1 protein-coding gene is annotated in these 527 nt (G+C 67.6%); it reads right to left on the bottom strand.

The window, feature by feature from the left end; translation table 11 throughout:
- Nucleotides 1–527 (bottom strand): S8 family serine peptidase (locus Q7C21_RS22970; protein ID WP_375151233.1); only part of this gene is annotated, 527 nt, incomplete at both ends.

The raw sequence follows: 527 nt of genomic DNA, 5'->3' as shown, positions 1-527 counted from the left end.
AAAAATCGTCAGCACCCCGCTGCGGGCTGCGGCGATCGCCCCGTCGTAGGCGCCGCCCGGCAAGCTGCCCAGCAACGGCTGGATCTGCGCGAACTGCGCCCGGGCATCGTCCAGGGTGAAGTGCGGGAACGCCGGATCACGACCGCCCTTGCTGAAGTGCTCGGTAATGCCGATGCCCCAGCTGTTGTTGATGATCCGCGCGCCACTGGCCACCAGGCCGTCCCAGCCGGCCTTGTACACTGCGCCATCGTTACCGAGGATGATGCCGTCCTCCGGGCCGGGATCGCCGTTGTCGGCGCTGATGATCTGGGCGTCGAAGGCCACCCCGTGCATCGCCCCACCATCGCGGTTGCCAGCGGCAATCCCGCCGACATGGGTGCCGTGGGACCCCAGCTTGCCGTCCGAGCCCACCGAAGGTCGGCCGTCATAGACGAAGGCATCGCCGGCCCGCACCGGAATATAGGGATCGGTGTATTGACGAGTGCCGCTGGTGACCAGGGTCAGCACCTTGCCCGGGCTGGCGAACT

This window comes from Pantoea sp. ANP04 (assembly GCF_041982285.1).
Taxonomy (GTDB): Bacteria; Pseudomonadota; Gammaproteobacteria; order Enterobacterales; family Enterobacteriaceae; genus Pantoea; species Pantoea eucalypti.
The sequence above is the reverse complement of the archived record's forward strand: the minus strand, read 5'-3'. Positions and strand labels throughout refer to the sequence as shown.